Source organism: Leuconostoc falkenbergense (assembly GCF_014634805.1).
GTDB classification, from domain to species: Bacteria; Bacillota; Bacilli; order Lactobacillales; family Lactobacillaceae; genus Leuconostoc; species Leuconostoc falkenbergense.
The window spans coordinates 1-22691 of sequence record NZ_BMBS01000035.1; the positions used below are offsets into that span (position 1 = coordinate 1).

Annotated in this window: 26 protein-coding genes and 1 tRNA gene; 2 read left to right on the forward strand and 25 right to left on the reverse strand. The window is 39.3% G+C overall.

Translation table 11 applies throughout. The features are described from left to right. Nucleotides 1–980 precede the first annotated feature (980 nt). Nucleotides 981–1298 carry a hypothetical protein gene (locus tag IEU71_RS07675; RefSeq protein WP_004912007.1) on the reverse strand — a complete coding sequence of 106 codons (318 nt, stop codon included), beginning with the start codon at nucleotides 1296–1298 and terminating at the stop codon, nucleotides 981–983. Between the two features lie 412 nt (nucleotides 1299–1710). Then, nucleotides 1711–1782: transfer RNA gene (locus tag IEU71_RS07680), tRNA-Glu, on the reverse strand. 140 nt (nucleotides 1783–1922) lie between these two features. Between IEU71_RS07680 and rnhC the strand changes: the two genes are divergently transcribed. Then, nucleotides 1923–2828 carry a ribonuclease HIII gene (gene rnhC, locus IEU71_RS07685; protein WP_036066638.1) on the forward strand — a complete coding sequence of 302 codons (906 nt, stop codon included), beginning with the start codon at nucleotides 1923–1925 and terminating at the stop codon, nucleotides 2826–2828. Between the two features lie 17 nt (nucleotides 2829–2845). On the opposite strand, the gene IEU71_RS07690 is transcribed toward rnhC, so the two are convergent. The 21 genes from IEU71_RS07690 to IEU71_RS07790 all read right to left on the reverse strand — a co-directional run bounded on the left by IEU71_RS07690 (nucleotide 2846) and on the right by IEU71_RS07790 (nucleotide 19660). Beyond that, on the reverse strand, nucleotides 2846–3406 hold the full coding sequence (locus tag IEU71_RS07690; protein WP_004912001.1) for a hypothetical protein: 561 nt from the start codon (nucleotides 3404–3406) through the stop codon (nucleotides 2846–2848). Nucleotides 3407–3409: 3 nt separating this feature from the next. Beyond that, a complete protein-coding gene (locus IEU71_RS07695; protein WP_004911997.1) occupies nucleotides 3410–3811 on the reverse strand; it encodes a DUF948 domain-containing protein in 402 nt (133 codons plus the stop codon). A 147-nt stretch (nucleotides 3812–3958) separates the two neighbouring features. After that, the gene (gene rny, locus IEU71_RS07700; protein WP_004911994.1) at nucleotides 3959–5515 is read right to left on the reverse strand and encodes a ribonuclease Y; all 1557 of its coding nucleotides are present in this window, start codon (nucleotides 5513–5515) and stop codon (nucleotides 3959–3961) included. A 118-nt stretch (nucleotides 5516–5633) separates the two neighbouring features. Further along, entirely contained in the window at nucleotides 5634–6095 is a 462-nt protein-coding gene (gene smpB, locus IEU71_RS07705) for an SsrA-binding protein SmpB (protein WP_004911992.1), read from the reverse strand. Nucleotides 6096–6106: 11 nt separating this feature from the next. Continuing rightward, on the reverse strand, nucleotides 6107–8431 hold the full coding sequence (rnr, locus tag IEU71_RS07710) for a ribonuclease R (protein WP_004911987.1): 2325 nt from the start codon (nucleotides 8429–8431) through the stop codon (nucleotides 6107–6109). A 100-nt stretch (nucleotides 8432–8531) separates the two neighbouring features. Next, complete coding sequence (secG, locus tag IEU71_RS07715; RefSeq protein WP_277872951.1) at nucleotides 8532–8768, reverse strand: preprotein translocase subunit SecG; 237 nt, start codon at nucleotides 8766–8768, stop codon at nucleotides 8532–8534. Between the two features lie 83 nt (nucleotides 8769–8851). Continuing rightward, nucleotides 8852–9628, reverse strand: coding sequence for a TrmH family RNA methyltransferase (locus tag IEU71_RS07720; protein WP_004911980.1), 777 nt, complete (start codon nucleotides 9626–9628; stop codon nucleotides 8852–8854). Between the two features lie 46 nt (nucleotides 9629–9674). Beyond that, entirely contained in the window at nucleotides 9675–10595 is a 921-nt protein-coding gene (gene yidC / locus IEU71_RS07725; protein WP_004911978.1) for a membrane protein insertase YidC, read from the reverse strand. Nucleotides 10596–10666: 71 nt separating this feature from the next. Further along, nucleotides 10667–10939 carry an acylphosphatase gene (locus IEU71_RS07730; protein ID WP_004911975.1) on the reverse strand — a complete coding sequence of 91 codons (273 nt, stop codon included), beginning with the start codon at nucleotides 10937–10939 and terminating at the stop codon, nucleotides 10667–10669. Then, nucleotides 10920–12023 carry a sensor histidine kinase gene (locus tag IEU71_RS07735; protein ID WP_004911972.1) on the reverse strand — a complete coding sequence of 368 codons (1104 nt, stop codon included), beginning with the start codon at nucleotides 12021–12023 and terminating at the stop codon, nucleotides 10920–10922. The genes IEU71_RS07730 and IEU71_RS07735 overlap by 20 nt, the downstream gene beginning before the upstream one ends. Nucleotides 12024–12039: 16 nt before the next feature. Continuing rightward, on the reverse strand, nucleotides 12040–12729 hold the full coding sequence (locus IEU71_RS07740; RefSeq protein ID WP_004911968.1) for a response regulator transcription factor: 690 nt from the start codon (nucleotides 12727–12729) through the stop codon (nucleotides 12040–12042). Between the two features lie 101 nt (nucleotides 12730–12830). Next, nucleotides 12831–13376 (reverse strand): DUF177 domain-containing protein, encoded by a 546-nt coding sequence (locus tag IEU71_RS07745; protein ID WP_004911965.1) that lies wholly within the window; start codon nucleotides 13374–13376, stop codon nucleotides 12831–12833. A 1-nt stretch (nucleotide 13377) separates the two neighbouring features. Next, nucleotides 13378–14550 (reverse strand): nucleotidyltransferase, encoded by a 1173-nt coding sequence (locus IEU71_RS07750; RefSeq protein ID WP_004911961.1) that lies wholly within the window; start codon nucleotides 14548–14550, stop codon nucleotides 13378–13380. Then, complete coding sequence (locus IEU71_RS07755) at nucleotides 14547–15302, reverse strand: class I SAM-dependent DNA methyltransferase (RefSeq protein WP_004911959.1); 756 nt, start codon at nucleotides 15300–15302, stop codon at nucleotides 14547–14549. The genes IEU71_RS07750 and IEU71_RS07755 overlap by 4 nt, the downstream gene beginning before the upstream one ends. Before the next feature lie 48 nt (nucleotides 15303–15350). Beyond that, complete coding sequence (gene rsfS / locus IEU71_RS07760; protein ID WP_004911956.1) at nucleotides 15351–15722, reverse strand: ribosome silencing factor; 372 nt, start codon at nucleotides 15720–15722, stop codon at nucleotides 15351–15353. Nucleotides 15723–15725: 3 nt separating this feature from the next. Further along, nucleotides 15726–16310, reverse strand: a complete 585-nt coding sequence (gene yqeK, locus IEU71_RS07765) for a bis(5'-nucleosyl)-tetraphosphatase (symmetrical) YqeK (protein ID WP_004911952.1) — start codon at nucleotides 16308–16310, stop codon at nucleotides 15726–15728. Next, a complete protein-coding gene (locus IEU71_RS07770; RefSeq protein ID WP_036068535.1) occupies nucleotides 16303–16941 on the reverse strand; it encodes a nicotinate-nucleotide adenylyltransferase in 639 nt (212 codons plus the stop codon). Before IEU71_RS07770 ends, yqeK begins: the two co-directional genes overlap by 8 nt. A 10-nt stretch (nucleotides 16942–16951) precedes the next feature. Further along, nucleotides 16952–17263, reverse strand: a complete 312-nt coding sequence (yhbY, locus tag IEU71_RS07775; RefSeq protein WP_004911944.1) for a ribosome assembly RNA-binding protein YhbY — start codon at nucleotides 17261–17263, stop codon at nucleotides 16952–16954. Beyond that, the gene (gene yqeH / locus IEU71_RS07780; protein ID WP_004911939.1) at nucleotides 17263–18408 is read right to left on the reverse strand and encodes a ribosome biogenesis GTPase YqeH; all 1146 of its coding nucleotides are present in this window, start codon (nucleotides 18406–18408) and stop codon (nucleotides 17263–17265) included. Before yqeH ends, yhbY begins: the two co-directional genes overlap by 1 nt. Continuing rightward, nucleotides 18398–18934, reverse strand: coding sequence for a YqeG family HAD IIIA-type phosphatase (locus IEU71_RS07785; protein ID WP_031941039.1), 537 nt, complete (start codon nucleotides 18932–18934; stop codon nucleotides 18398–18400). Before IEU71_RS07785 ends, yqeH begins: the two co-directional genes overlap by 11 nt. Nucleotides 18935–19009: 75 nt before the next feature. Next, complete coding sequence (locus IEU71_RS07790) at nucleotides 19010–19660, reverse strand: aggregation-promoting factor C-terminal-like domain-containing protein (protein ID WP_233127284.1); 651 nt, start codon at nucleotides 19658–19660, stop codon at nucleotides 19010–19012. A 412-nt stretch (nucleotides 19661–20072) separates the two neighbouring features. Here IEU71_RS07790 and IEU71_RS07795 point away from each other — a divergent pair, with 412 nt between their 5' ends. Beyond that, nucleotides 20073–20915: a VOC family protein gene (locus IEU71_RS07795; protein WP_004911931.1), complete on the forward strand. Its 843-nt coding sequence runs from the start codon at nucleotides 20073–20075 to the stop codon at nucleotides 20913–20915. 176 nt (nucleotides 20916–21091) lie between these two features. Here the strand turns inward: IEU71_RS07795 and IEU71_RS07800 are convergent, their stop codons facing one another. Both IEU71_RS07800 and IEU71_RS07805 read right to left on the reverse strand, forming a co-directional pair. Beyond that, nucleotides 21092–22213 (reverse strand): tyrosine-type recombinase/integrase, encoded by a 1122-nt coding sequence (locus IEU71_RS07800; RefSeq protein ID WP_004911930.1) that lies wholly within the window; start codon nucleotides 22211–22213, stop codon nucleotides 21092–21094. A gap of 205 nt (nucleotides 22214–22418) precedes the next feature. After that, the coding region (locus IEU71_RS07805; protein WP_188349637.1) for an integrase core domain-containing protein at nucleotides 22419–22691 on the reverse strand (273 nt) is incomplete at its 5' end.

Here is a 22691-nt window from a genome sequence, read left to right on the forward strand (position 1 = left end):
GTTCAATATCGACAACTCACCACTGAGTCTGTTAGTTAATTAATTTTATTTTGTCCAACTATTGGGGTTCACTTCACTAGTCCGTGCCTTTTGTTATGCATTTCATTACGCTGTTACAGCCATTTTAAGCGTTTAATGTCTGTCTGGTATAAATACACTCAACAATAGATACAACGCAAATTTACACGCTATCTAGCTTGTTTTAAAACAAATACACCAGCTATATCTTAAGCACTGATACGGGGATGAGATTATATCCGTTATCAATCAAATTTATAACGAACTCATCTCTTGGTCGTTTCAAACGACCTCGGACTATCTCGCTATCGTTTCAAACGATAACAAACATCCCCTATAACTCTCTGCGATAGCTGGCGTTATCCACTTGAGGGACAACAAAATATCTGTGACCCATTTTAGCACTCTGAAACAAAGTGACATAACAAATTATACGGGGATGATAAGCAGTAAATAATTTTAGTTTACACTTGTAGTCTTATATAATTTACACCCCCGCCCCACTTTGCTGTCTCGGAGAGCGCACACATAGGGCTCGTCTTGTGTCGAAACAACAATTTTCGATTATTTTTTATAGGGGGGTCTTGACAAGGTTAATCTAGCAACGTTAAAGGGTTCTTGACTCAAAAATAGGCTTAAAAGTGGTAGCTAAAGTAACCCTAACTCCAAAAACTAGGGTGGGTTTAGGGGGTAGTTTTTACGTTAAATATGATGTACCCCTTGTGGCAGTAGTGATAAACTATGCCCATTTTAGAAATCAGTAAGCTGTAAACGTTGATATAACAGCATTCCTGTGTTTTGTACAGAAATTGATAAAAGCCTTTATATCAACGATTGTGGGATAACCCCCCCTATAAAAAAACTTTTCAAAATTCAACATTTTTATAAGGCAACGGTATGTGTGTGCTCTACAATCTAGTAACAAGGGGGCGGGGGTGTTTTTTATTGTAAACAAAAAAGCACTACACTTGTAATGCTTCATGTCTCAGCTTGATAAATTCATCCCCGTGTTGTGTCATCACATTCAATAACGTTTTAAAGTCATTGCGCCATGTTTTTAACTGTGAATAGCTTTTACCTGCTTCACTCACAACTTCTTCCCACGTTATAAACTTATCGCTGTAATATCGTTTGATGACTTCACTATGTTCTGGTTTGATGACTGACAAACAAAATGTAATGTCTGCAATGTCCTGGTTGTATCGTGGCTCAACCTCTGCCATTAACTTCAATCTACCTGAAAAATAATCTCTCAACATCTTATCTGTTCTATCTGCCACGATCACACCTCATTTTTATTTTTTGTCATTACCAAAAGTTAATTACGGGACTTTTCAAATGTTTAATTTTGGCATTTGTATTTAATGCTCCAGCTATACTACGTTTTACTTTTGTCATACCCATAGCCCCCTATCACTTAGTATTCTATGAATATTATACTGTATATATACATTTTTATTCGTATATATTCTGATTATGTACCACATTTTTATGATGTGCTAAATGTTTCCCACTTTTGCAAATAAAAAACGGCTTAAATGCCGTTACACTGCCTACTTGCGTATTTAAAATGTTTCCCTAAAAGTTTCCCATTTTGTGTGAAATGCTATGAAATACAGTGCAACGTTTTTCATAAGAAAAGGCGCTACATCAAGGTTTTTGAAACCTTATGCAACGCCATGAAATACCTAGTAGCGCTAGAGGGAGTCGAACCCTCGATTTCGGCCTGAGAAGCCGACGTCTTAACCACTTGACCATAGCGCCATAACAAATATTAAGTATACCGAAAAAAATGCCTCTCGTCAACATGTTTTTACAGTCTCGACTTTGTCATCACACTTAAACAGGATAATCGGCAACACAAGTTATCGACCTCAACCATGAAAACTGCTATACTTGCTAATATGCAAACAGTTATTCAAGTTTCTTCCGGACAATTACAAAAGATGGCTCAATATTATGCCAAGTATAGCAATAACGTGATTCCCAATGGTGCTATTTTTTCAGCCCGCACCCCCACGACACACATTACAGGCTACCAATCTGGCAAAGTTATGTTTCAAGGTAAAGGACATAGTCTTGAAGCAGCCAAATGGCAAACTCTGACACCTAAAAGTAAAACAAACCACAATTCGGACAGTATTCCAATTGATTTTAAAAATTGGTCTGTTTTGGGATCTGATGAGGTGGGTGCCGGTGCGTATTTTGGTCCATTAACGACTGCTGCCGTTTTTGTCAGTGAAGACGATCTTGACTGGGTCCGTCAATTGGGTATTGCGGATTCAAAAACCTTAACTGATCAAAAAATGAGAGCCATTGCACCAGAAATAATTGCACGTCTGCCACATCATGTCGTTAATTTGATGCCAGAAAAGTACAATCAGTTGCAACCCAATAATAATGTCAATCAAATGAAAGCAATTTCGCACAATTTTGCTTTGGCAAAAGTGCTTGACAAAATTGCACCAACAAAACCACGAGCAATTTTAATTGATCAATTTGCACAACGCGATACCTATTATCGTTATCTTAACAAGTCTCATCAACCACGTATTATTGCAGAAAACGTTTACTTCACGACGAAAGGTGAACAATACCATTTAAGCGTTGCCGCTGCTTCCATTCTATCTAGAGTGGTTGAACTTAATTCACTCAAACAGCTTAGCGAATCTGCAGGAATGCCACTCCCCATTGGCGCAGGGCATGCAGTTGATGAAGTTGCCGCACAACTACTGCGTGATGGCAAAGACCTTAATCAATTTGCCAAATTACACTTTGCCAATACAAAAAAAGCTGAGCACCTATTATAAGGTGTTCAGCTTTTAAATTAGTTTGCCTTTGGTGTTTCGTCAGTTAATTCATCAACGGCTTTTTCTGCAGAAACTTCTTCCACATCGGCAGAAGTTTTCTCTGCAACTGTTTCATCTGCTTTCTCTTCATCAGCCAAATCAGCGAGTGCGGATTCCAAATCAACATCGTCTTGCGTTAATTCAATGTCTTCACTAGCAAACTTGTCACGCAAATCGGCAATTGCATCCTGTGTTTTAGCAACATAAGGAGATACAAAGTCTTTCGCCTTATCAACATACGGTGCTGCTTGATCAGTAATTTCCTTGAGCTTACCAGAAGCTGAATCTAACTGATCGCCATACTTTTCTTGACTTTGTGACTTGAGTTCTGTGGCTTTAGCCTTTGCTTTCTCCGTAACATCTCCTGCTAAATCCGCAGCAGCATAGGCAGCATCATAAGCTTTATCACGTAGTAATACACCTGTTTCCTGCGCTTTTTCAGTTAGTTGATCCTGCTTTGCTTTAGGTAAGGCTTTAAAAGCAACAACCGCTGCCGCGCCAGCCAAAATTCCGAAAAATAAACCTTTTGCTTTTGACATATGTTAGACCTCCGTCTTTTTTGATTTGAATTTGTTCATCGCAGCAGACGTTGCTTTCTTTGCAACTGCAGCTGCTACACCACCTGCTCCAGCACCGGCCGTAGCTTTTGCACTCGATAATCGGTTCGTAACATTTTGCACCGAACTATTGAGATGTGATACCGTTTCCGACAAGTCAGCCACCGCTTGGATAGTAGGGTCAAGTTTTTTAACTTTGCCATTCACATCGTTCAGCAATGTGTTGGCATTACCAAGTATCTCATTACTTGACCTTGCAATTGTATCGACGTCCAGCGTAATAACACCTAACGATCGTGTTAAACGCATCAAGAAAATACCGATAAAAATCACCAGAATTAAAAATGCAACGGCGAAAATCAGTAAAGCAAGTTGTCCAGGTTCCATATACTCCTCCTTGTTGATGCTATTAAAATCACGTTTTGTTAACTTTTTATGAAAAATAAAACGTTTTCAATTAGGTTAATTATAACAAAAAAAATCGTTCAATGAACGACTTTTTTTAACTTGATTTTACACTTCAATTAATTGTAATTAGTGGGCATAGTCCACAGCACGCGTTTCACGAATAATCGTAATCTTGACATGACCAGGATAGTCCAACTTTTCTTCAACAGTTGATTTAATATCATGTGCCAAAACTGTGGCCTGTAAATCATTAACTCTAGTAGGTTCAACAATGACGCGGATTTCTCGTCCTGCTTGTATTGCATAAGCAGAGTGTACGCCAGGATAATTGTTAGCAATTGCTTCCAAGTCCTTCAAACGCTGAACGTAATTTTCTAACGACTCACTACGAGCCCCAGGTCGAGCTGCACTAATGCCATCCGCTGCTGCAACCAAATCTGAAATTGGGGAAATTGACTCAACATCACCATGATGAGAGGCTATTGCATTAATCACAATCGGCTTTTCTTCAAATTTTTCTGCCAATCGAACACCCAACTCAACATGTGATCCTTCAACTTCAGCATCAACCGCTTTTCCAATATCGTGTAATAAACCAGCGCGCTTCGCAAGCGCGACATCCATTTTAAGCTCTGCTGCCATCATTCCCGCAAGTTTTGCGACCTCGATTGAATGCTGGAGCACATTTTGTCCATATGAAGTTCGATAATTCATACGTCCAATCATTTTGATCAAATCAGGGTGAATACCGCGTAGACCTAATTCAAATACGGTCTGTTCACCTTTTTCACGAATGGTTTCATCCATCTGGCGTCGTGACTTTTCAACCATCTCTTCGATGCGAGAAGGATTGATTCGGCCGTCTGCCACTAATGCGTCAAGCGCCATTTTGGCAATTTCTCGACGAACAGGGTCAAAACCACTCAAGACAACTGATTCAGGTGTATCATCAATGATCAAATCAATACCAGTCAAAGACTCTAGTGTTCGAATATTGCGGCCTTCACGACCAATAATTCGACCTTTCATATCTTCACTTGGTAGGTTCACAACAGATACAGTAACATCAGCCACCGCATCTGCTGCCGACCGCTGAATCGCTTGCACGACGATATTACGTGCTCGCTTTTCAGCTTCACTCGTTGCATCATCTTGTGCTTCCTTAATCAAAGCAGCACGCTGACGTACGAGCGTTGTCTTTGTTTTACTTAAAATTTGTTCTTTAGCATCATCTGGAGAAAGTTGACCGATTTCCTCTAACTTTTCCTGTTGTGATACCATCAAATTTTGGGCAACCGTGTGTTTCTTTTCTGCATCGTCCAAACGTGTCTGGACCTGATTCTCTTTTTGAATCAGAGAAGCATCACGTTGATTGAGGGCCGCATCTTTCTTATCGAGGTTACTGATACGGTCTTCAAGCCTTTGTTCTTGTTGTTGCAACTGCGTTTGACGGTCTTTAAATGCGTCGTCGACCTGATTGCGATAAGTCTGAGCCAAATCTTTGGCATCAACTTCAGCTGCACGTTTTAAACTTTTAGCTTCTTTATTTGCTTGTTCAAGAATGTTAGCTGCAATTTGTTTAGTAGAAGCTACTTGGCGTGCATCTTGAGATTTACGCATATAATAGCCAATACCATAACCAATCACAATTGCGAAGAGCGCTGAAATGATTGTAACTATCATGTTAGCATTTCCTTTCAGCTTGTGAAACTCTATTTTCACATACATTAAGTATAGCGATTATTAGAGTTCCGGTCAATAGTGATGATGGCTACTAAACGGTTATTACTGATAATCGAATTTAATTTTTAAAACGTCGTGCTAGTTCTCTATCTTGATCACGCTTTTTAATGTCAGTACGCTTATCATACTTCTTTTTACCACGTCCAATGCCAATCAGAATTTTAGCAAAACCATGTTTCAGATAAACTTTAAGGGGTACGATTGTCACACCCTGTTCTTGTGCAGCTTTTGCTAGTGTGGCAATTTCTCGCTTGTGAAGTAAAAGTTGCCGTGTACGTAAGGGGTCAACATTAAATTGATTTCCCTGTGCATATGAAGCAATATGGACATTGGTTAGCAAGGCATTACCATCATGTATTGTAATAAAGCCATCACTAATTGTAATTTGTGAGGCACGCACTGACTTGATTTCTGTCCCTGTCAGTGAAATACCCGCCTCAAAGGTTTCTGAAATTGCATAATTAAACCTAGCTTTTCGATTTTGAGCAAGATATTGTTCATTCTGTTTTTTCTTTGCCATTCAAAACCACCTTAGAAATTACGTTTACTATCTCGTTTGTGCCCCTGTTTGCTGTCCAATGGTCCTCGTTTAGTTTTTGGACCTTCTGACTTGCCACGTCGTTCATTTTTACGACGTTCATCGCGGTTTCGTCCCTTCCCAAATTTGCCATGTGATTGAGAAGCAACGCGTATAGTAGTGGTTGGTGCATCTTGCGGATTGACCAACATAAAGTCAACTGTTCGTTCATCCTTATTGACACGAATCACTTTCACCCGAACTTTTTGACCAATTTGGAAAATATGGTGTTTAGATCGTCCAATCAGTGCTGCGTGTGACTCATCGTACTCATAATGATCATCTGTCAGATTTGATATATGTACCAGTCCTTCAACAGTGTTTTCTAGACTAATAAATAGACCAAATTTCAGAGCCGAATTGACAACACCGTCAAACTCTAGTCCTATCTTATCAAGCATATATTCAGCTTTTTTGAGTGCGTCAACATCACGTTCTGTGTCAATAGCACGACGCTCACGAGTACTAGTATCTTCACCAATTTGGCCAAGATGGCTGGCATACTTTTCTTGTGCTGATACACCATAGCCATTTTGAGCATACCATTTAATCAATCGGTGCACAGTTAAATCGGGATAGCGTCGAATTGGTGAGGTGAAGTGTGTATAAAAATCAGCGCCCAAACCAAAGTGTCCAACTGGATCCGGTGAATACTTAGCTTGCTTCATCGCACGCAACATCATTGTCGAAATCATTTGTTCGGCAGGATCTCCCGCAACATCATTCATTAGTTTTTGCAGCATAATTGGTGTCACTTTGTTTGGATCCCCAATCACTGGATGTCCTAAAGCCTTTGAAAATTCAAAGAATGATTTGGCACGTTCTGCATCAGGTGTTTCATGAATACGATATAAAAATGGTACTTCTAATTTGTCAAAATGCTCGGCAACAGTTTCGTTTGCTGCCAACATAAAGGATTCAATCATACGTTCAGCCGTACCACGTTCACGCAACTTAATGTCGACGGCTTTACCCTCGTCATCAACAATGATTTGTGCCTCAGGTGCGTCAAACTCAATGGCTCCTCGTTGCTTACGCATATTGTACAAAATATCATGCAACTCCCCCATCACTTTGAACATAGGTACTAAGTTTGCATATTCTTCTTGGACAAAAACATCCCCTTCGAGAATTTTATTTACTGCATCATACGTCATGCGAGCATGTGACTTCATAACAGAAGTATGTAAGCGATGATTAACAACTTTACCTTGTGGATTAATTTCCATTTCAGCTGACATTGCTAAACGGACAACATTGGGATTAAGCGAAGCAATACCATTAGAAATATTACGTGGCAACATTGGAATAACACGATCTGTCAAATACACTGACGTGCCACGATTATACGCTTCGCGATCAATGCTAGAGCCTTCTGTTACATAATGAGAAACGTCAGCAATGTGAACACCTAAATGATAATTACCATTGTCTAGCTTCCAAGCAACAACCGCATCATCAATATCTTTGGTGTCTGCACCGTCGATTGTCACCAATGTTTGCTCTGTGATATCCTCACGACCAGCCCATTCAGAATCTGGTACATCTGTTGGTATTTTACCAGCATCCGCTAACACATCAGCAGGAAACTCATTGGGAACTTTTTTGCTGTAAACAATCTGCAAAATATCCATTCCTGGTTCATCTTTGTAACCAAGTGTCTCTGTAACGGTTGCTACGAGCTCTTTGGGGTGAATTTGATCGGGAAAACGTACAACTTCAGCCACAACAACCTGACCATCATTTGGCGTCAAGCCCTCTCCACTAACTAAAACCTTGAAGCTCATCGCTTTTTTATCGCTAATCGTAAGTTCGCCAATCATGTCCTTAGCATCAGACCCAAGCGAAAAAGTGCCCACAATTCTCTCGTAAGTGTGCGCCAAAATTTCAACCACTTTACCTTCAGGACCACGGTCCGGTGAAGGCGACGGTTTAATCGTTTCGACTCGAACACTGTCACCTTGCATTGCTTGCAACGTGTTTTCAGGATTGATAAAAAAATCAGGTAATTCGTCGTCATATTTGACAAAGCCAAATCCTTTGTCATTAGCACGGTACTCACCAAACGTATAACCTGCATTCGGATTGTACTGATAGTGTTGTTCATGATCAAGTGCATCTCCACCCCGAACGAGCGCGTTCAGTGCATTAACCACTTGTTTATAGCCGGCAGCATCAGTCATACGTAAGCCATCAGCTAAATTTTGTGCTGAAAAAGACTGTGATGAATTGGCTTTCAAAAACCCTTTCAGCTGTGCTTTTAATTCTTCTAAATGCATGTGTTTTCCTTTTAAATTAATTATTTGCTTCTTAATGAAGCAACATTCGATATAAAAAAAGTCAGTCTACGAAAAAAGCGTAAACTGACCAATTCGTTTTTTAATGGGCTGAAATGTACATCAGCGCAAAACCAATAATGAACCATAGCGCCCCAAGAACAGACGTTGCACGGCGCATAACTGCTTCAAATCCTCGTGACTTGCGTTCAGCGAACAAATCGCCAGCACCACCAGATAAAGCTGATAACGCGTCTTGTTGTTTACTAGGTTGCATCATGACTGTGACGATAAGCATAAAGCCCACGACAATCAAAGCAACGGTGAGTGTCTTTTCCACAATCATAACCTCTACTTAAATCGATATTTCTATTATAGCAAATTCATCCCTAAATCGCTAGTTTTAGAGAAACAGCAACTCAGTTATTCATTCCCCAAAGACAAACTAAACATCAAAATACCACCAGCGATGGCTACATTCAGGCTCTCTGCTTGTCCTTGAATCGGAATATACAAATTAGCCGTCGTTTTAGCTGCCAGTTCATCGGACATACCTTGACCTTCGTTACCTAAAATCAATCCAAACTGTGTGCTTGACTCAATGTCACGATATGATTGCGCTGCTTCATTCAACTGAGAACCATATACTGGCAAACCATTATTTGTCAACGCATCAACCCATTGATTGAGATCACCATTTAAAACTTCTAAGTGAAATTGGGAGCCTTGCATAGCTCGTACTACTTTAGGTGCAAAAGCATCTGCGGTGCCTTCACCTAGTACAACACCTTTAAAACCAGCAGCATCAGCTGTTCTAACTAACGTTCCAACATTACCGGGATCTTGAATTTGGTCAAGCAATAGCCACGCACCATCATGAACGTATGCGGGGTCGAATGTTTTTTCTGGCAAACTGATTTCTGCAAAAATACCTTGTGGCGTATTAGTGCCAGCAATATGTTTAGCAACTTCTTCACTGATTTCAAAAGCGGGTACACCATGTGGTACTTCTGGCAAATGTAGTGTCATTTGTGATGATGTTGCCATGACTGCATGAAACTTAGCGTTCGCCTTAACGGCCTCTTCCACCAAATGCCAGCCATCAAGTAAGTAGGTGTGATTTTCTAATCTGCCCTTTTTTGATGACAACTTTGCCCATGCCTTAACGCGTGAATTTTGATTTGAAATAATTCTTTCCATGTACTTTTCTTTCTATGCTTGTTGACACTCAAAGTTTACTATAATTTTAACGCTTCTGTTTACCTGCATTGCGCCCTTTTTTGCTTTGATTTGTTTGAGATGGCTTTCCAGGAGCTTGAGTATTATTGAGAATTGAAGGGTTAGCTGGTTTGGCAGCTGCTTCAGCCATTAAATCATCAGCAGTTTTTTTAATCTTAAACTCACCAGCCACACGCTTTTCAAGGCCCGGCCGTTGCAAATGTTGAATCAATGATTGGATTAAAGCAAAGATACCACCAACCACAAAATAAAGACCAATTGCACCGCTGGCAATCATCGCAAAACCAAAAATCATGACTGGACTAATAAACATCATGGCTGCTGAAGTTTTACGCTGCTCTTGTGGCATGTGTTGCATCATTAACCATGCTTGAGCTAAATAAATAATACCGGCGATAATCGCAAAGACAAGCTGAGGCTTACCAAGATCAAAATTGAAGAATGAAGCGCCTTTTAGGGCTGGCGCATGCAAGATGGCTGAATACAATCCTGAAAAGACTGGCAGTTGCATCGCCATTGTCAAAAAGGACATACCGCCCATGACACTCACATCGTTTTCTCGATAAAGTGACATCATTGACATACTAGCCTTTTGTTGCTCTTCTGGTGTCCCAGCTTTGCGTGAAATGGCCTGCAATTTATCAATTTCGGGTTTCAGTGTCTGCATTTTAATTTGATTAATTGTTGTATTCACTTGTTGATTCAAGAAAAATGGTAACAAAATCAAACGTAAAATAGCTGTGATAATCACAATTGCCCAACCGATGCCATCAACCCCACCAATATAGTGAGCAATGTTGGTCATTACCTCAGCAAGTGGATGACCAATCCAACGATACATACGACTATTTTGATCATAGCCACCCGTCAGTAAAACAATATCCAAAATCACAAACGCAATAGTTAAAACGCGCTTCAGTTGTTTCATAATCAAAGTTTCTCCTCGAAAACCGTGTTTAAAAATCATCGTATAATTACAAATTATAATTATACCAAGAATTAGTATCGAATAGCAAAAACATTTGATTCGAACGGCGCAATTGATTCAATTTCAACGTCATCAACGCGACTATAAAATCCCGGCCCTTTTTTAATAATAGTTAAAAACATCGCCATATTTTGTTCTGTTCCTTGGGCTTGTATTGTCACAGAACCATCTTTGCGGTTGCTCACCCACCCTACGATACTATTTTTTTGTGCCGCCTGTTGTGCAAACCATCTAAAACCAACACCTTGCACAACACCAAATACGTTAATTTCCAGTGTTTTCATTTTCATCCTCATGGTACAAAGGTAGATGAATTGTGAAGATTGAACCCGATCCTTCAGCACTTTCCAAAGCAATCTCACCGCCATAAGCTTCTACCAACCGTTGTGCTATGCTTAAGCCAAGACCATTACCACCTTTGGCACGAGATCTTGCCTTATCAACACGATAAAAGCGATCAAACACACGTTGAGAATCTTTAGCAGATAAACCTTCCCCGAAATCCTGCACACCGATTTCCACACGATTGGCTGTTTGTGACAACGCAAAATGAATCTCTCTTCGATCGAGTGAATACTTAACAGCGTTGTCTGCTAAGATAATCAAAATTTGTTCCATATGATCCTGCTGAATTTTGACTTCAGCTTGTTGAGATAAATCGTCATCAAGCGTAAAAATGAATTCCGGATGTATCAATTTAAAATTATCATACACGCGATTAACAGTACCACCAACATCCGTAATTTCTTTGATGTTTTCGATTGGAATTTGTTCTGCTCGTGTCAAGTTTAACATTTCATTGATGAGCGTTTCCATCCGTTGCACTTCAGCAAGAGAAGACTTTATTGAGTCATCAAGCACCTCTGGATCATCTTTGCCCCAGCGGTTCAATAATTCCATATGTCCCTTAACAATGGCAACTGGGGTCCGCAATTCATGCGACACATCTGAAACAAATTGTTGTTGCGCGCCAATTAAGCCTTGCAATCGATCAATCGTACGATTTAGAATCTGTGTTAAATCTGAAAATTCATCATTGGCGCCTACTTCACTAACACGCACATCCGTCATTGGATCATCTTCAAACGCTTCAATCGTACTTTCAATTGACGTGACTGGTCTCAAGATTAATCGCGTCAACAAAAAAGCAAACATAAAAATAGCAAAACCACCAATAATGACAATTGCCCACAGCCAAAAAATCATTGCATCAGGTGGATTACCATAATACTTCTCAACTAAGGAAGTTACAATGAGCGCAAAAATAATAAAGATAACAAAAAAGCCAGACGCCATTCCAATTGCTAACTGCCAACGCAGTGAGAAGCGACGTGCGGCTTTTTCAGTTGTGTTTCTATCATTATCCATATTTTAGTTCCCAAAATCAGCTACGCATAACATAACCGGTACCACGTACTGTTTGGATATATGACGCTTTGCTTTCTGGGTCATCAATCTTATTGCGAAGATATCGGATATAAACATCAACAACGTTTGTTTCAACTTCTGAGTCAAATCCCCAAACTTCTTTTAGCAATTGCTCACGAGACTGTACAACATTGATGTTTTCAACGAGCGTCAATAACAAATCATATTCACGTTTAGTCAAATTGATAATTTGGTCGTCCCGACGGGCAATGCGGTTTTCCTTTTCGATACGCAAATCTTTAAAATTAATGATTGAACGATGCTTGTCATTCACTTCTGTCTCAATAGCAATACGACGCAAAAGCGAGCGAATGCGAGCTAAAAGCTCTTCAATAGCAAAAGGCTTAACTAGGTAATCGTCAGCACCGTAATCCAAACCAGAAACGCGATCAATTACTGAATCTCGAGCTGTCATCATGATAATTGGCGTTTTCTTTGCTTCGCGAAGGCGACGTGCAACTTCCAAACCATTCAACTCTGGCAACATCAAATCAAGCAAAATAACATCATAATCATTTTCTAGTGCTAAATCTAAACCTGAGCGGCCATCGTGCACCGTTTCAACTTCATATCCTTCATGCTTGAGTTCGAGACCAACAAACTTTGCCAAGTTTTCCTCATCTTCAACAATTAATACTTTACTCATTTTTTGTCCTCAACATTTTAAATCGGTCTAAACCGAGTCTATATTATATTCTATTACTCACTTTAGTTTAGATGATTTTGATATTTTTTGCAAGTGTTTTCTCATTCTTTGAAAAAATCATCTAATTTTGCTAAACGAGGGTCTAATTTGACGCCATTATCACTCATTTTCTCATTCTTATATGTTTCTTCACTGATGACATGCCAGTCTTTTCCAGAGGGCAAAATATCACTATCTTTTTCTTCCGCTGTCAAAATTTGTAGTGGCAGAGTAGCAATAATATTGTCTAAAATAGCATCATCAACGTTCAATACATCATTTTCAAGGAGAAATACAGCTTCTGTTTCTTCAAAATCTGATAGGCGTGTAGCATCTTCAATGTATCGTTCATCAATTGTCACTTCAACTGGCAATTTAACTGCCTCTAAAGAACGTGACGAGGGTACGGTAATCGTACCTGTAACCGTCATCGTTAGAATAATATCGTCGTTATCCAAATAGCTGACTTGACCCGCAACTTCTAAAGGTGACAAGGCTAAAACAGTTTCTGGAAAACGTTGTTTGGCAACAGCTTCAAGATTTAACTGTTCTGCTAACACCAAAGGTTTTTGACGATATTTTAATAATTGATTCTTCGCATATTTCATTTTATTTCTCCACAAATATTGGGGCACGTGTGACATCTTGCTGATCAATCGAATGATCTGCAAGGAGTTGCCACAGTTTACCGGCTTTATAGTCTAAACGTAATTGGGCTCTAGCTAAATTATTATCCACTTTACTGATTAATGGCAACGTTACCTGCTTTTTGATTTCATTCAAATACTGTTGACCATTCGGCGTGAAACCCAAAACGCGCAAATAAGGATCTTGCATGGCCGCCTGCATTTGGTCAACCTTGACATTCAGCAATGTGTACAATAGTGTTCGCTGCATTCGGGCAAATGTATAACGTTTTGATTTAGTTCTTTTAATAAAATTCTGGTAATTCGTAGGCGCCGGTTCTGTTAACATAACTGAGGCCAAACGATGTTCCAATCCTTCCGCCATTTGGTAGACTTGCCCTAGCTGACCAACCGTATCAGTTGTAATACGATACTGTAGCAGTGGCCAAAATTTTTCTTCAAAATTGATTGTCGATGCTTGAGTGTTTAGCGTTTGATAAACATCATTCGGCACCACATTTTTGATTTTTTCAACACGATTTTTGTGAAGCGCCAGACGAATGGCAGAGGCAGAAGCAATTTCTTGTGTTTCTGAAAAATGTAACTCGTGATACCCGGCAGCTACGCGTTGAATTGGTATTAATTCAATGGGCGATTGTTGTTTCAACACCGCTGTTGCGTATCCCAAAGCCAAAATATCGTTGGGTTCTTTTAACTCAAAACCAGTTTTGTCTGAAAGTTGTTGTGCGTATACGCTCGCGAACGTTTGATTATGTTGCTTAAATTGATCATTTTGATTAACGTCTGGTGCCTTTTGTGCCAAAGACAAAAAATCAACATCAGCGTGCTCACTACCAAACACAACTTGTCTCACACCTAAAGCGGTTAACAATTGAATCGCGCCATCGGCAAACAGATGACTTGGTTGTACTGCAAAAAAAGTCGGCAACTCGATTACCAAATCAACGCCATGTGCTAAAGCTAATTGCGCTCGATGCCATTTATCAATAAGTGCTGGTTCACCGCGTTGAACAAAATTGCCAGACATGACAGCAACAACAACATCAGCCCCAGTTGCAGCTTTGGCTGCTTCAATGTGATAGATATGACCGTTATGAAAAGGATTATACTCCGTGACTAAGCCAACTGCTTTCATGGTTTCACCGCCTTAAAGAACCAACGCGTCGTATCTTCATGAATCTCATCACGACCAAAATCGGCACTAACTTCAATGTTTTTAAAACCAACTTTTTGTAACAACTGTTGATAAGTAGCCAAATTATACGTTTGCTCATGATGAATTTCACGCATAATTTTAAAACCATCAATCGTTTCATCATAAACAAAAAATTTAAGATCATGATCGACGCTGTTAATTTCATCTCCAGCAAAACTAGTCCACATTAAAATATTTTCTGGATCATCGTCATTATTATAGTAGTAATTATCATAACCAACATTAATTTGATAAGGTGTAATCACATCAAACAGGAACATGCCACCATCAGTCAAATGATCAAAGACTTGGAACAACGCTGCCTCTAAATCAGCAATAGTTGGTAAATAGTTTAAGGCATCTGCAAAACTGACAATAAGTGGATATGTCGTCGACCAATCACTAAATTCACGCATATCTGCCTGCAAAAGTGTCAAATCAACGTCAGCATGATTAGCATGCATCTGCGCCAAAGACAACATATCTGGTGACAAGTCCAAAACCGTGACTTGATACTGGTGTTCTGCTAACAAAACGCCTAACCTTCCAGCGCCACCACCAAGATCAAGTACACTTGTAGCAGTGGTGTGTTCCCTTACATAGAGTAACCAATCCTGATACATGTCTGAATCAAATAGCTGGTCATACTTAGCAGCAAAAGTTGTGTAATTATCATTAATGTTCTTAGTCATAATCTCAATTTTAACATAAAAAAACTGGCACAAGGTGTCCCAGCCTGTTTAATCTTCTACTAATAAACTCGTTAAATCAACATATGGCGCATCATGCCACAATCGTTCCAAATTATAAAAATCACGACTTTCAGTATCAAAAATGTGTACGATAACGTCACCTAAGTCCATCAATACCCATTGTCCTTCACGAAAACCTTCTGTAAATCGCACTTCACCACCGGCAGCCTCAATTTTATCTTTCACTTCCGTCGCAATGGCTTGTACTTGTCTGGTAGAGGCAGCATCGGCAATCACAAAGTAATCTGCCATCAAGCTCACTTCACGCATATCTAGCGCTACAATATTATTAGCCTTTTTGGCATCAACTGCCGCAACTGCTGTTTCCAAAACTGTGTTCACATTTAAAATTGTTGTCATATTTTAGTTTTCTTTCCTAACCCAGTAATTATAAGTTTCCAATGATTTGGGATAAATTGGCGTTTCTTTTTTCACCAATCGTGCCAACGTATGCACAATTTGGTATTTCACACCCTGCTCAAGGGACTGTTTAGTAATATCTCTTGCCACTTGGACGCCATCAAAATCACGACCCACTTCCAAATAGTCTGCCATGAAAATCACTTGTGAAAGCTTACTCATCGTTGCTCCAGCACCAGTAGTATGCTCACGAACAGCCGTTAAAATATCAGAATCCGTAATTCCTAGTTCATCATGAATCATTTCAGCACCAACGACACCGTGCCAAATATAATTGCCCCAGTTCATTAAATCGGGATCCATTTTTTTGCGTTTAATAACAGCTATAAAGTCACTATCCGAGCGCTCTTTAGCATAGTCATGAACTAACGCTGCTACCTCTGCTTGATCGGGATCAACACCATTTGCTTCCGCTAATTGAATAGCATAATCTCGCACACGACGTACATGTTGAAAACGGTAATCTGACAACCGATCCTTAACTTTTTCTTCGAGTTGAGCAATACTGCCATCAAAATATTTAGTCATAAAATCCTCGATATAAATTATATTCTTGCATAAATAGGGCCACACGTTCTGGCACCAAATAATTAATACTTTGATTCATTCTAATTCTTGTCCGAATTTCTGATGCACTGACACGAATATCCGGCACGTTAAACCACAATACTGGGTAATCTGATGAAGTAGATTGCCCTTCGCGCACACCAGCAGCAAAAGTAACCAGTTGACTCAGCTCGTCTATATGATCCCAAGTTGCTAATGTTTTAATTTTTTCTGCTCCTAAAATAAAATAGTATTCATTCTCAGGATGCAATGAGACTAATTCGCGCATCGTATCAAAGGTATGCGACTCGCCACCATTACGAATTTCCAAAAGTTCAATATCGAAAAACGCATTGTCGGTAATTGCCAAATGAACCATTTGCATACGATAAGACGGTGCAATGGCACTAGCATGTGTGCCATCAACGGGTTGTGCATTTGGCATCCAATAAACTTTTTCAAGTCCCAATTGTCGCCCAACACTTTCAGCTAAAACGAGTTGACCAATATGTGGTGGATTAAACGTCCCACCAAAAATACCGATTCGTTTTTTTTCTTTTTGAGGCGCTGTTTCCGTTTGGACTTGTGGCGCAATGGTTACTGTTTCTAGCATATTGACACCCTTAGATTTTTTCTAAAGCAACTGAAACTTTCTGATATTTCTCTTCTACTGCTGGTAAATATAAGATCACTGTTCGACCAATTGTTTGAACGACTGAAATATTTGAGTGCGTTTCGATATAGTTAGCCACTGAATCAACCGTTTCTTCAGACCCTTGCTGTAAGCTGATTTTGATTAGTTCACGCTTAGCAATCGCCATCACTAATTCCTCTAGCCAAGTTGTCGTTAAACCATTTTTACCAACCGAAAAAATGGGTGATAATGTGTTTGCTTGTGAACGTAAGAAACGTTTTTGTTTTCCTGTAAGTGTCATTAAATCATAGCCTTTCTAATTAGCACATCAACGCCCTCTGGTACCCAACCAGCAACTTTAATGCCTGCTGGTACGGTAATCCAACCTAATCCTGCAAAAACAAGATCACTTTTTTCAATGATATTGAATTCGCGTTTGACAAGCGGCGAAGCTGTTAAATTCAGTGGCGCTGGTGTTAGTAATTCACCAACATGTCGATTATAAAATGCATCTGCGCCATTTAATTTAGTGCGGTGGATATTTAAATTATTTTCAAAATAAGCCGTGACAGCTGTCCGTTCACCACTCACAAAATCAAACCTAGCCAGCCCACCTAAGAACAACGTCTGTTCTGGATTGAGCTGATAAGTACGCGGTTTAATCTCTTTCTTTGGCAGCGCATACTTCAAATCTTTATCGGCAATAACATGTGCCATTTGTTCGCGTTTGATAATACCTGGCGTGTCAATTAACTGATGACCATCTGCTAACGGAATTTCAATGCGGTCCAATGTGGTCCCTGGAAAACGTGAAGTCGTTATCAAGTCCTGAACACCCGTCCGTGACTTAATAATCTGGTTGATCAGCGTTGATTTGCCAACATTAGTCACACCCACTACGTAAACATCACGATCCAATCTTAATTGGTCGACACGTTCAAGTAATGCGTCTATGTTTTTAGGATGCGCAGCCGAAGTTAAAAAAATGTCAGCTGGCTTAATTCCTTGAGCTTTAAGCATAGTTTGCAACCATTGCTTTAGTCGATTTTGATTTAACAATTTAGGAAGCAAATCTACTTTATTTCCCACCACTAAAATAGGATTGTTTTCACCTACAAAACGTGGCAAACCGGCAATTTCAGAACCAGTCATATCAAACAAATCCATAACGTAGACAATCAGCGCATTCGTATCAGAAATTTGGTGCAATAATCTGGCAAAATCATCATCAGTCAATTCGACTGGTTGGATTTCGTTATAATGACGTAATCTAAAACAGCGCTTACAGAAAAGTGCATCGCTATCAATGGCTTTTTTTAAGGCGCTTAATGGTAAATATCCAGCTTTTTCTGGGTCAGTAATTTGCATTAATGCCCCACAGCCGATACAGCGTAAGCCTTCATCTAATTGTGCTTGAACGTACTCGTCAGTGATTTCAGTTGTCACGTAATGTTTTCTCCCATTTCAAATATGGATGTGCTTTAAAGACAATTTTTTTAATATACTTTTCGATACTGCGATTAAGCCATGTTTGCCACATATCCGACTCAATTAAACGCTGCACCAAAACGCTTCTAATGCCCGCACTGTGCGCAGCCCAAACGTCAGTCAGCATTTGATCGCCAACCATGATTACTTCGTCGCGCTTAAGATGATGAGTCCTTAGTATATGTAGTATGCCACGTGGCAAAGGCTTTAGCGACCATGAAACAAAATTTACGTTCAGCGGTGCAACTGCCTTAGCCACTCGCTTTGTCGTATTGTTTGATACTACAATTAGTTCAATACCGCCATCACGTAGGTCCTGTAACCATTGACGTAATTCGGGTGTACCCTCAGGATTGTTCCACGCCAGCAATGTATTGTCTAAATCTGCGAGCACGGTTTTAATCCCATGCGCTTTTAAATCATCGACTGTTAAATCATATATTCGTTCGACCATATATGTCGGTGTAAAGTGTTCTAAGCGCATCATATCCATCTTTCATCTCGTTTGTTTCTCTATCTATTATAACAAAAAAACCCGTGAGACGGGTTACGCGTTTTATTAATACCAATTATTGGCTTGCCAATGTGCAATTGCGTTAGCAACTGAACCATAACGTGCAGCAATATACTTTTGCATAGCTTCTAACTGAACCGCGTAATTACCACGGTAGTCTTGGCCGGGAACGTATTGCGCATAGTAAGCTTCAGTTAATTGACCGATACCATAATAGGGACCGTTTTGAGCATTTGGATTACCACCACTTTCACGTTGAATTAACCATTGAATATCTGCAGATACTGCTGGCGTAGTGGACTGGGTTTGTGAAACCGCGGTCACTGAGGTTTGGCTATTATTGGTTGATGAAACATTATCAACGTTGTCTGTCTTTACAGCAGCAGTACTAACCTCAGTTACGGTCGATGTCTGATTAGTTTCATTTTGTGATGATACATTTTCAGAGCTAGCCGCTGATTGTTTATCAGTGCTATCTTCAGTTTTCTCTGAAGGCTTTGATACTTGTGCTTTGGGTAATGCAATTGTTTTAACATCAGCCAGAGATTCAGCGGCTACGTCAACTGCTTTTACGTCGACTTTTTGGTCAAGACTAGCCGCATCTGTTGGCTGGTTTTCTGTTTGTAGTTGTGTTCCCAATGCACCCAATGCAACTCCCGTCATTGTGGCGCTTGCAATCAATATTCTCTTTATCATGTCTTCCATTGTGCCTGCTTTATGTTACACAGACATTACAGAAATTAACAAAAACGTAGACCAAAAATACATAATAAACTAATTAACAATATTTTGTATATTATATAAAGAAAAATAACAATTATCATAAAAATACAAAAAATCAACGATGAATTTGTCAGTCTCATCGTTGATCAATTGGCACAATGTTGTGCTGTTTAAGGAGTAATCTGATTGTACGGTATCAGACTATAAACGAATCACACACACATGAAAACGCTTACAATATTATTATAACAGTCATTTTATTTGCGTCAAGACCTGATTTAAATTTTTTATTTATTTGCAGAATAACAGCCAAACAACTAAGAAACTAGACAAAAGTCTTGAATTATATTATTATACTAATAAATAGTAAGTAAATGGAGATTTTATGCTTAACGTAGATTATAAAATTAGCCACATCAGTTTGATGGCAGATGATGAACATCGCATGCGTATCTTTTATCGCGATATGCTAGGACTTGTTGAAAAGGAAGAAAGTCCAAGTCAGTTTTCTTATGCTTTTACACATCAAGATCAGCCTTTTTTAACATTATCATTTTCAGGTCAAAAAACCGCACAGCAACGACAAGGTTTGTATCATTTTGCGTTACTTTTCCCCAACAAAGCAAGCTTGGCAAGTTTGATAGAACGCTTAATTTTGGCCGAATATCCATTAGGATCAGGTGACCACGACGTCAGTGAGGCCTTTTACTTAAATGATCCTAACGGCAACGGCATTGAGCTCTATCACGATCGTCAACAAACATTGTGGCAATGGGACCAAGGATTAGTCAAAATGGGTACAAAAGCAGTAGATGTCTTAGCGCTATTGCAAGCTAAAGAAGCAGGTTGGTCGGGTTTTCCTGTTGGTATGATGATTGGCCATCTACACTTCGTTGGTGATAGTGTTCGTAAAGGTGATGCTTTTTTTATTGACCAGTTACAAATGTCATTAACTGCTAAAATCGCGGGCAGCGCACACTTCTACTCTCACAACGCCTATCACCATCACCACGCCTATAATACGTGGTTTGGTTCTGACCTAACACAACGACATCCTGATGAGAATGGTTTAGTCAACTGGGCCGTCACAATTGACGAAAAACTATTTAAAATCCTGAATCAATCATTGCATGATCAAAATCTATCAACAAAACCGAATCAAATTTGGTTAGCAGATCCCTTTGGTAGCCGATTGGTAATTAATAAAAACTATTCACCAAATGATTAAGATAACACCCTACTTCTGATGAGCTAATCGTTCATAATCAGATCGTTCACATCAAGGTTAACAATCAAAAAAGCTGTTTACCGACAATAACGGTAAAACAGCTTAATTGGAGTTAACGGGAGTTACTACACACCTGTCATATCAACACTCATGGCGGTTTTTACCACTTTGTTTCCCTAAATTTCCAACTTTGCTAAGATATTACCCGTGTCATCACTGGCACGCTTGTTTATATCACTATAAACATCTAACGTCATTGATACATCTGCATGTCCCAAATAAGTCTGTACCTGTTTAACCGTAGCTCCCTGGTCAAGCACTAATGTCGCCCACGTATGCCTTAGCTTATGCATGGATAAACCAACCGCAACATGGTATTTATCACTGACATCATGCAACCACTTATTTGGTCTCATGACCTGTAATGTCCGTCCTTGATAACTAAAAACAAAGTCTGTCTTCCTATTATATGAGGTAGAATCATACCAACTAGCTAATATGGACAACATATTACTATCAATCTTTAATGTTCTCCTGCTTGTGACACTCTTTGGTTCTTTGATGTAGGTGCTACCATTTAAACCACGTCCTAACGCTTGAACAATCATTATATAGCCATTATCAAAATCAACATGTTGCCACTGCAAAGCCAGTAATTCCTCGGTTCTCATCCCCGTGAAAGCGCCTAATCTAAGCAATGTATATGCCTGTTGGTTTATCTGGCTATATTGATTATCCAGAACATCTATAAACGCTTTGAACTCGTCCACATCCATGAATTGCTTGGGTTTATTGAGTTGCCTGCGCTCTCGTGGCATTTCAATTTTAGTAAATGGATCCACAGCTATCATATCCATTCTGACTGCGATGTTTAATAATCGCCTAAAATAGCCTGTTATCTTACGATAATGCAATATCTTGCCCTGCATTGTGTTAATATAAAGCTGTAAATCAAGTGGTTTAATATCTGATACCAATGTATTCCCCCATTTGGGGATGACATGCACGTCAAATACATTCATTGTTTTATTAAGTGTACTCTCTTCAACGGTATGCTGATAAGTTTCTAACCACATATCATACAACTCTTTGACGGTCATTATGTCGGGAGTTGTTTTTTTATTGTATCGACTTTCGCCATTCTCAAACAGTACACTCTCATTATTAAACCACTGTCTAGCGCTCTGCTTACTATCAAAGCCACGTTTTTTAACTCTAACTTTCTGACCACCATTGATTAGGTAGCCGTCTACCTCCCATGTTTTACCTTTGGATGTTTCTATTTTTTGTACTTTCATAATTTATCCTTACCAGCAAGTAAGCAGTGTTTGAAGATAAATAAAAAAGCATGTTCACACGCTTTCATTATTTCACACTGTTATGATGTTGTTTTCAGCTTAACACTTTCTTAAACATTGTTAATCATAATAATGTCTCACAGCTTCATCAATTTCATCACGATTGCTCAGAAGTCAATAAACTGGACTATTTTTATTCAGTTAATTAAGCAACATTTGAGATACGATTACTATTATAAAAATTGATATACCAACCAATGGCTGCTTGGACTTCAGTTAATGTTTGGTATGCCTTCAAATAAACCTCTTCACGCTTCAATATTGAATGAAACGCTTCCATACGGCCATTATCGTACGGATGGCCTTTGAGTGAATATGAATGTTTCAAGCCATAATTTTGACATTTAATATTAAACTCAGCACTCGTGTATTGTGACCCCATATCTGAATGAATAATGAGTGGCTTTCGATGCTTATC